The sequence below is a fragment of the Streptomyces ipomoeae 91-03 genome (assembly GCF_000317595.1).
GTDB lineage: Bacteria > Actinomycetota > Actinomycetes > Streptomycetales > Streptomycetaceae > Streptomyces > Streptomyces ipomoeae.
The window spans coordinates 1-7522 of sequence record NZ_AEJC01000364.1 but is presented as its reverse complement, the minus strand read 5'-3'; the positions used below and the strand labels follow the sequence as shown (position 1 = coordinate 7522).

The following is a 7522-nucleotide window of genomic DNA, read 5'->3' as shown; positions in this document are numbered from 1 at the left end:
CCGCGCGGTCTGCGCCCGCTGGGCCCTGGCGAGCGCGAGCGGCCCGGCGCCCAGCTCGGCCATCAGCTGCCGCTCGACCTGCCGGGTGCTGTAACCCAGCCGCCGGGCCAGCCCCCGCGTCCTCACTCAGACGATGTCGTCCTCGTCGATCAGATAGCGGCTCTCATCGAATAGTGGCTCTCATCGAAGATCTCCGGCACCACCATGACCATGAGCGGTCGAGTTCTCGCGGAACGGATCACGGGCCGGTGTCCGCACGGCCTCGTCCCACTGGGCTCGGCGCTCTCCGGGCAGGGAGTCGTATGTCGCGCGGGCCTCGACGGTGAACCGGACGCGGTAGTCGGTCATGGCTCGGTCTTTCACCCGGCGGTCGCATCACGTTAAGGCATCCGCCGTACACGGAGACACGTTCGCGGTTACGGTCGTTCCATGAGCATCAAGGCCGTGGTCTGGGACGTTGACGACACTCTCTTCGACTACACCACGGCCGACCGGACCGGGATGCGCTCCCATCTGGCCCTTGAGGGCCTGCTCCATCAGTACGAATCCGTCGAGCAGGCGATCGTTCGCTGGCGGGAGCTCACGAGTCTGCACTGGCGGCGGTACGCGGCCGGTGAGGGTGACTGGGAGGCCACGCGGCGCGACCGCGTGCGGGACTTCATCGGCGAGCCGCTGAGCGACGCGGAGGCGGACGCCTGGTTCGAGCGCTACATCACCCACTACGAGCGCGCCTGGGCCCTCTTCCCGGACGTCCTGCCCGCCCTGGACGTCCTCGCCGCCAGTCACCGGCACGCGGTGCTCTCCAACTCCAGCCTCCCCGTCCAGGAGCGCAAACTGCGCACGCTCGGTGTGTGGGACCGCTTCGAGACGGTGCTGTGCGCCGCCGAGCTGGGCGTCCACAAGCCGGCCGCCGAGGCCTTCCACGCGGCCTGCGAGGCCCTGGCGCTGTCACCGCACGAGGTCGCGTACGTCGGCGACCACCCGGAGATCGACGGCCGGGGCGCCGCCGAGGCCGGTCTGCTGTCCGTCTGGATCGACCGCGACGGCGCGTACGCGACCGTGGACCCGCCCACCGGACCGCACCGGATCGCCACCCTCGCCGAACTCCCCGCGATCCTTGGCGCGGATAGTCGTTTTGGAGCGCCGTCCACCTTCGGGTAATGTTCTTCCTGCGCCGCCGGAGAGCGGGCCGAAAGGCCGGGAACCGAAGGCGCAAGCTAGAACAAAATCCCCTCCGGGGCTTGCGTTCCAGTGGCCTATGGTGTAATTGGCAGCACGACTGATTCTGGTTCAGTTAGTCTTGGTTCGAGTCCAGGTAGGCCAGCTCGCAGAGCTCATCTGCACTGCGGAGATCAATCCGCAAAGCCCCCGTTGTGTAGCGGCCTAGCACGCTGCCCTCTCAAGGCAGTAGCGCCGGTTCGAATCCGGTCGGGGGTACAGATCCTTCCCGCGAGGAGAGTTCGGGTCGCACCCTCTCTCCTTGATGCAGGATCGCTAGGGCCCCCGTTGTGTAGCGGCCTAGCACGCCGCCCTCTCAAGGCGGTAGCGCCGGTTCGAATCCGGTCGGGGGTACTGTCTGGTCTAAACCACATTGGTCTATGGTGTAATTGGCAGCACGACTGATTCTGGTTCAGTTAGTCTTGGTTCGAGTCCAGGTAGACCAGCTCGGACCTGCGGCGGTGCAGTACTAAACGCCTGCAGGCTCCACGCCCCCGTTGTGTAGCGGCCTAGCACGCCGCCCTCTCAAGGCGGTAGCGCCGGTTCGAATCCGGTCGGGGGTACGCATCACGAAAGGCCCTCCACCTCGGTGGAGGGCCTTCTTCGTGTGCCCGACATCATGTCCCAGTTCCTACTCCAGGCCGTACCGCTGCGCCGATTCCTCCTCCTGCGCCAGCCGGTGCAACGCCCGCAGCACCGGCTCGAACAGCACCGCCGCCGTGACCGCCGTCTCCACTTTCTCCGCCTCCGTGGCGTACGTCTCCATGAGATCCAGGTCCCGCTGCGCCACCTGCCGCATCAACTCCGCGTACGGCGCCAGCAGTTCCGCGTCGCACGGATAACCCAGCCGGTTCAGCGTGGCGACCGCCGCCACCAGCGAACGGTGGACGGGGGAGAGGGCGCTCAGCTCGCGCGACGTCTCCCAGCCGACGGCGCTCAACAGCCGGTCCACCTCGGCGCGCGCGGCCACCGTCGCAGGGTCCTCCTCGTCCGGCTCCGGGCCCTGCGGCAACGCCCACAGGGCCGCGCCCAGCCGGATCGTTCGGCCCAGGGACTCGTCGTCGACATGCCCCAGCACCTCCCTGGCGGTCGCCACCGGCACCTTGCCGACCTGGATCAACGCCCGTACCAGCCGTAGCCGGCGCAGATGCGTCTCGTCGTACTCGGCGGTCGTCGCGTTGACCTGGCGTCCCGGGGCCAGCAGGCCCTCACGCAGGTAGTACTTGATCGTCGCGGTGGGCACCCCGCTCCGCTCGCTCAACTCGGCCAGCCGCATGTCTTGCGCCCTCCCTTGGGTAGCGACACTATCTAAACACGCGCGCTCGGATAGTGCCGCTACCCAATGAGGGGTCGTCGACAGGGGGAGCCATGTTCGGTAAGCCGGTCACCGCCGGTCCAACCACCGCGAACGCCGAGGAGGACGTGGTCGTCCTGCTCATCGGCATGCGCATCAACCACTTCCGGGCCGTGCGCCACTGGCTGCCGGTGCTGCGGGGGATGGGGGTCATGCTGCGGGAACTGCGCGAGGACGCGGATTGGGGGCTGCTCGGCAGCGTGCTGCTGACGGCCTCGCCGCGGACGTACTACGTCGTCCAGTACTGGGAGTCCAAGGAGAAGCTGTACGCCTACGCCCATGCGCCCGACGCGTTCCACCGCAAGGCGTGGGCGGCGATGAACCGCAGGTGGCGGGCCGGGAAGAGGCGGTCGCATGTGGGGCTCTGGCACGAGACGTATGTGGTGCCGGAGGGGTCGTACGAGGCGGTCTACGCCGACATGCCGGCGTTCGGGTTGGCCGCCGCGCATGGGCAGGTGCCGGTGGAGCGGCGGGGGAGTACGGCGGCGGAGCGGTTCGCGCATCGGGCGCGGAACGGGGTGGTTGCCTGAGCGCCGCGGGGGTGCGGGGGTATGACGAGTGCGGGCCGTCTGTGGCTGGTCGTGCCCGCGCGGCGGAGCCGCACATCGATACAGCCCCGCGCCCTGCGGGGCGCGCTGCCGTTGACGTTCGTAAGAGGCCTGCCGCGGCGTTGAGGCCGGCCTCTTGCGTCGGTGTACGGCTTTTTTCTCGTGTCAGCCCGACCGGCGCAACGCCTCGGACAGGCGGGCCGCGGCGTCGATCACTGCCTGGGCGTGCATACGGCCGGGGTGTCGCGTGAGGCGTTCGATGGGGCCGGAGACGGAGACGGCGGCCACCACCCGATTGGAGGGGCCGCGTACGGGCGCGGAGACCGAGGCGACGCCCGGCTCGCGCTCGCCGATCGACTGGGCCCAGCCCCGGCGGCGTACGCCGGACAGGGCGGTCGCGGTGAAGCGGGCGCCCTGGAGGCCGCGGTGGAGGCGCTCCGGCTCCTCCCAGGCCATGAGGATCTGGGCCGAGGAGCCGGCCTTCATCGTGAGCGTGGAGCCGACCGGCACTGTGTCCCGCAGTCCGGACAGCCGCTCGGCCGCGGCCACGCAGATGCGCATGTCGCCCTGACGGCGGTAGAGCTGCGCGCTCTCGCCCGTGACGTCGCGGAGGTGGGTGAGTACGGGCCCTGCCGTCGCGAGGAGGCGGTCCTCGCCGGCCGCCGCGGCCAGCTCGGCCAGCCGGGGGCCGAGAATGAAACGGCCCTGCATGTCGCGTGCCACCATGCGGTGGTGTTCCAGAGCCACGGCCAGGCGGTGGGCCGTGGGTCGTGCGAGTCCGGTGGCTCCGACCAGACCCGCGAGGGTGGCCGGACCGGACTCCAGAGCGCTCAGGACCAGGGCCGCCTTGTCCAGAACGCCGACGCCGCTACTGTTGTCCATGCAACGATACTCGCGTCTCACTCTGTGAAACGCAAGTTCAATTTCGCGTGGACCTTGCCACTCTTGATGCAGAACAAATGGCTCGCGGACCAACGAGCCCGGCGGCCGATGCGCGCTACGAGGGGTACGCGCGTCCGCCACCTCCGAGATCTCTAGTTGGGCCGGTGCAGAACAAGCCGGCCGGAGGGAAAGCGATGGGTAGGACACTCGCGGAGAAGGTCTGGGACGACCATGTCGTCCGGCGCGCCGAGGGCGAGCCCGACCTCCTCTTCATCGATCTGCACCTGCTGCACGAGGTGACCAGCCCCCAGGCCTTCGACGGTCTCCGCAAGAGCGGGCGGAAGGTGCGCCGGCTCGACCTGACCATCGCGACCGAGGACCACAACACCCCCACCCTCGACATCGACAAGCCCATCGCGGACCCCGTCTCCCGCGCCCAGCTGGAGACGCTGCGCAAGAACTGCGCCGAGTTCGGTGTGCGCCTGCACCCGCTCGGTGACGTCGAGCAGGGCGTCGTCCACGTCGTGGGCCCGCAGCTGGGTCTGACCCAGCCCGGCATGACGGTCGTCTGCGGTGACTCCCACACCTCCACGCACGGCGCCTTCGGCGGTCTCGCGTTCGGCATCGGCACTTCCCAGGTCGAGCATGTGCTGGCCACCCAGACGCTGCCGCTGGTCCGGCCCAAGACCATGGCCATCACGGTCAACGGCGAACTGCCCGAGGGCGTCACCGCCAAGGACCTGATCCTGGCGATCATCGCCAGGATCGGCACCGGCGGCGGCCAGGGCTACGTCCTGGAGTACCGCGGCTCCGCCATCGAGAAGCTCTCGATGGAGGCCCGGATGACCATCTGCAACATGTCGATCGAGGCCGGTGCCCGCGCGGGCATGATCGCCCCCGACGAGACCACCTTCGAGTACCTCAAGGGCCGCCCGCACGCCCCCGAGGGCGAGGACTGGGACGCGGCCGTCGCGTACTGGAAGACCCTGAAGACGGACGAGGACGCCGAATTCGACGCCGAGGTGATCATCGAGGCCGCCGAACTGTCGCCGTTCGTCACCTGGGGCACCAACCCCGGACAGGGAGCGCCGCTCTCGGCGAACGTCCCCGACCCCGCTTCGTACGAAGACGCTTCGGAGCGCCTGGCCGCCGAAAAGGCCCTGGAGTACATGGGGTTGGAGGCCGGCCAGCCGCTGAAGTCCATCAACGTGGACACCGTCTTCGTAGGCTCCTGTACCAACGGCCGAATCGAGGACCTGCGCGCCGCCGCCGAGCTGCTCAAGGGCCGCAAAGTCGCCGACGGTGTACGGATGCTGGTCGTCCCCGGCTCCGCGCGGGTCGGTCTGCAGGCCGTCTCCGAGGGCCTGGACGTCGTCTTCAAGGAGGCCGGCGCCGAGTGGCGGCACGCGGGCTGCTCGATGTGTCTGGGCATGAACCCCGACCAGCTGGCCCCCGGTGAGCGCTCCGCGTCCACCTCCAACCGCAACTTCGAGGGCAGGCAGGGCAAGGGCGGCCGTACGCACCTGGTGTCGCCGCAGGTCGCCGCCGCCACGGCCGTCCTGGGCCACCTGGCCTCCCCGGCCGACCTGTCCGACGCCGAGACCCGTACGCCCGCTGGAGTCTGATCAGCCATGGAAGCATTCACCACGCACACCGGCCGGGCCGTCCCGCTGCGCCGCTCCAACGTCGACACCGACCAGATCATCCCTGCTCACTGGCTCAAGAAGGTGACGCGGGACGGGTTCGAGGACGGGCTGTTCGAGGCCTGGCGCAAGGACCCGGAGTTCATCCTCAACCGCCCCGAGCGGCAGGGCGCGACCGTCCTGGTCGCCGGCCCCGACTTCGGCACGGGCTCCTCCCGCGAGCACGCCGTGTGGGCGCTGCAGAACTACGGCTTCAAGACCGTGATCTCCTCTCGCTTCGCCGACATCTTCCGCGGCAACTCGCTGAAGAACGGTCTGCTCACGGTCGTTCTGGAGCAGAAGATCGTGGACGCCCTGTGGGAGCTCACCGAGAAGGACGTGACTGCTGAGGTCACTGTGGACCTTGAGGCGCGTGAGGTGCGTGCCGAGGGCATCACCGCCTCCTTCGAGCTGGACGAGAACTCCCGCTGGCGGCTGCTGAACGGGCTGGACGACATCTCCATCACCCTCCAGAACGAGGCCGACATCGCCACGTACGAGGCCAAGCGGCCCCCGTACAAGCCGCGGACGCTGAAGGTCTGAACCAAGCTCGCGGACAGCGCCTCGGAACCGGTCCGCACAGGCTGATTCCAGCCACCGCGACACCCCCCTGTACCCCCAATCGTGCACGGTTGGGGGTACAGCCATGTGTGGAGTCCGACACCTTCGAAGTGGTGTGCAGAAAGGTTTCAACTCCCCTAGTTACAAAGGCGATTGCCGGGGTACGCGCATCATGGTGCGGCATCGGAAGGGGGTGCTCGACAGGCCCTTGAGATACGGCAGTTACCCCCTGGGCAGGCGACAACTCGCCCCAGATGGCACAATCTGTGCATGGAACACGACGGCCAACTCTGGCTCTATGCGGCGGTCGCGGGCCAACTCAAGGAAGCGCACGCAAGGGTGCGCGCACTGCAAGTCCCGGAGGGCGTACGGATGGCGCTGACCCGGAAGCTGCTGGTCATTACGGCCGTGGCCAAGCACGACCTCGCCGACGCGGCAAGGCGTCTGGAGGCCTTCATGGCGGATCTCGACGAGGGGCGAATGCCCGCAGAGGAACGCTGAAGGAACTCCGTGACAACCGAGTCCGCTGCGGCACAAGGGTGATAAGCCCGTTTCGTGTTTGATTTGCGGTATATATCTGCCTAACGTGCGAAAAAGCTTGAACACTTTCGTTCTGGCGATGTCTCCGAAGGGGAAGACGTGAACAAGGCGCAGCTCGTAGAAGCGATTGCCGACAAGATGGGTGGCCGCCAGCAGGCCGCCGATGCTGTCGACCATGTACTGGACGCCATCGTCCGCGCTGTCGTCGCGGGCGAGCGAGTCTCGGTCACCGGCTTCGGTTCGTTCGAGAAGGTCGATCGTCCCGCGCGCTACGCCCGCAACCCCCAGACGGGCGAGCGGGTTCGGGTCAAGAAGACCTCGGTGCCGCGCTTCCGCGCGGGCCAGGGCTTCAAGGACCTGGTGAGCGGTTCGAAGAAGCTTCCTCGTGGTGGCGAGGTCGCGGTCAAGAAGGCCCCCAAGGGCAGCCTGACCGGTGGCGCCGCGGCGACGGTCAAGAAGGCGGCGGCGAAGAAGACCACCGCTGCCGCGAAGAAGGCGGCGGCGAAGAAGGTCACCGCGAAGAAGGCGCCGGCGAAGAAGACGACCGCGGCGGCGAAGAAGACCACGGCGAAGAAGGCGCCGGCGAAGAAGACGACCGCGGCGGCGAAGAAGACCACGGCGAAGAAGGCGCCGGCCAAGAAGGCACCGGCCAAGAAGACGACGGCTCGGAAGACCACCGCGAAGAAGGCCGCTGCCAGCTGAGGGCAGGGGTGCTGGGGTAACTCACGCGCCGGGCC

At 68.3% G+C, this 7522-nt stretch carries 9 protein-coding genes and 5 tRNA genes; 11 read left to right on the top strand and 3 right to left on the bottom strand.

Translation table 11 applies throughout. From position 1 onward, the window contains the following. Positions 1-180: 180 nt before the first annotated feature. Positions 181-348, bottom strand: coding sequence for a hypothetical protein (locus STRIP9103_RS50070; RefSeq protein ID WP_009320384.1), 168 nt, complete (start codon positions 346-348; stop codon positions 181-183). 81 nt (positions 349-429) lie between these two features. On the opposite strand from STRIP9103_RS50070, the gene STRIP9103_RS23230 reads away from it, so the two are divergent. The 6 genes from STRIP9103_RS23230 to STRIP9103_RS23205 all read left to right on the top strand — a co-directional run bounded on the left by STRIP9103_RS23230 (position 430) and on the right by STRIP9103_RS23205 (position 1781). Further along, the gene (locus tag STRIP9103_RS23230; RefSeq protein ID WP_009320374.1) at positions 430-1161 is read left to right on the top strand and encodes an HAD family hydrolase; all 732 of its coding nucleotides are present in this window, start codon (positions 430-432) and stop codon (positions 1159-1161) included. 91 nt (positions 1162-1252) lie between these two features. After that, positions 1253-1324 (top strand) — tRNA-Gln (locus STRIP9103_RS23225). A gap of 40 nt (positions 1325-1364) precedes the next feature. Next, positions 1365-1437 (top strand) — tRNA-Glu (locus tag STRIP9103_RS23220). 62 nt (positions 1438-1499) lie between these two features. After that, a tRNA-Glu gene (locus STRIP9103_RS23215) sits at positions 1500-1572 on the top strand. A gap of 20 nt (positions 1573-1592) precedes the next feature. Continuing rightward, positions 1593-1664, top strand: a tRNA-Gln gene (locus tag STRIP9103_RS23210). Between the two features lie 44 nt (positions 1665-1708). Then, a tRNA-Glu gene (locus tag STRIP9103_RS23205) sits at positions 1709-1781 on the top strand. 68 nt (positions 1782-1849) lie between these two features. Here STRIP9103_RS23205 and STRIP9103_RS23200 read toward each other — a convergent pair. Continuing rightward, positions 1850-2494 carry a MerR family transcriptional regulator gene (locus tag STRIP9103_RS23200; protein WP_009320376.1) on the bottom strand — a complete coding sequence of 215 codons (645 nt, stop codon included), beginning with the start codon at positions 2492-2494 and terminating at the stop codon, positions 1850-1852. 92 nt (positions 2495-2586) lie between these two features. Between STRIP9103_RS23200 and STRIP9103_RS23195 the strand changes: the two genes are divergently transcribed. Next, complete coding sequence (locus tag STRIP9103_RS23195) at positions 2587-3102, top strand: DUF4188 domain-containing protein (protein WP_009320380.1); 516 nt, start codon at positions 2587-2589, stop codon at positions 3100-3102. A gap of 183 nt (positions 3103-3285) precedes the next feature. Here the strand turns inward: STRIP9103_RS23195 and ndgR are convergent, their stop codons facing one another. Further along, the gene (gene ndgR, locus STRIP9103_RS23190) at positions 3286-4002 is read right to left on the bottom strand and encodes an IclR family transcriptional regulator NdgR (RefSeq protein ID WP_009320373.1); all 717 of its coding nucleotides are present in this window, start codon (positions 4000-4002) and stop codon (positions 3286-3288) included. Positions 4003-4196: 194 nt separating this feature from the next. Between ndgR and leuC the strand changes: the two genes are divergently transcribed. The 4 genes from leuC to STRIP9103_RS23170 all read left to right on the top strand — a co-directional run bounded on the left by leuC (position 4197) and on the right by STRIP9103_RS23170 (position 7487). Continuing rightward, on the top strand, positions 4197-5627 hold the full coding sequence (gene leuC, locus STRIP9103_RS23185) for a 3-isopropylmalate dehydratase large subunit (protein WP_009320387.1): 1431 nt from the start codon (positions 4197-4199) through the stop codon (positions 5625-5627). A gap of 6 nt (positions 5628-5633) precedes the next feature. Then, entirely contained in the window at positions 5634-6227 is a 594-nt protein-coding gene (gene leuD / locus STRIP9103_RS23180) for a 3-isopropylmalate dehydratase small subunit (protein ID WP_009320378.1), read from the top strand. Between the two features lie 288 nt (positions 6228-6515). Then, on the top strand, positions 6516-6746 hold the full coding sequence (locus tag STRIP9103_RS23175) for an SCO5555 family protein (protein WP_048820816.1): 231 nt from the start codon (positions 6516-6518) through the stop codon (positions 6744-6746). A gap of 138 nt (positions 6747-6884) precedes the next feature. Beyond that, entirely contained in the window at positions 6885-7487 is a 603-nt protein-coding gene (locus STRIP9103_RS23170; protein ID WP_009320382.1) for an HU family DNA-binding protein, read from the top strand. The last annotated feature ends 35 nt before the right edge of the window (positions 7488-7522 follow it).

What these genes read in the sequence shown, in the direction of transcription:
- STRIP9103_RS23230 (WP_009320374.1), top strand. Translation starts at nt 430, where the DNA reads ATGAGCATCAAGGCCGTGGTCTGGGACGTTGACGACACTCTCTTCGAC.
- STRIP9103_RS50070 (WP_009320384.1), bottom strand. Translation starts at nt 348, where the DNA reads ATGACCGACTACCGCGTCCGGTTCACCGTCGAGGCCCGCGCGACATAC.
- STRIP9103_RS23200 (WP_009320376.1), bottom strand. Translation starts at nt 2,494, where the DNA reads ATGCGGCTGGCCGAGTTGAGCGAGCGGAGCGGGGTGCCCACCGCGACG.
- ndgR (WP_009320373.1), bottom strand. Translation starts at nt 4,002, where the DNA reads ATGGACAACAGTAGCGGCGTCGGCGTTCTGGACAAGGCGGCCCTGGTC.
- STRIP9103_RS23175 (WP_048820816.1), top strand. Translation starts at nt 6,516, where the DNA reads ATGGAACACGACGGCCAACTCTGGCTCTATGCGGCGGTCGCGGGCCAA.
- leuD (WP_009320378.1), top strand. Translation starts at nt 5,634, where the DNA reads ATGGAAGCATTCACCACGCACACCGGCCGGGCCGTCCCGCTGCGCCGC.
- leuC (WP_009320387.1), top strand. Translation starts at nt 4,197, where the DNA reads ATGGGTAGGACACTCGCGGAGAAGGTCTGGGACGACCATGTCGTCCGG.
- STRIP9103_RS23195 (WP_009320380.1), top strand. Translation starts at nt 2,587, where the DNA reads ATGTTCGGTAAGCCGGTCACCGCCGGTCCAACCACCGCGAACGCCGAG.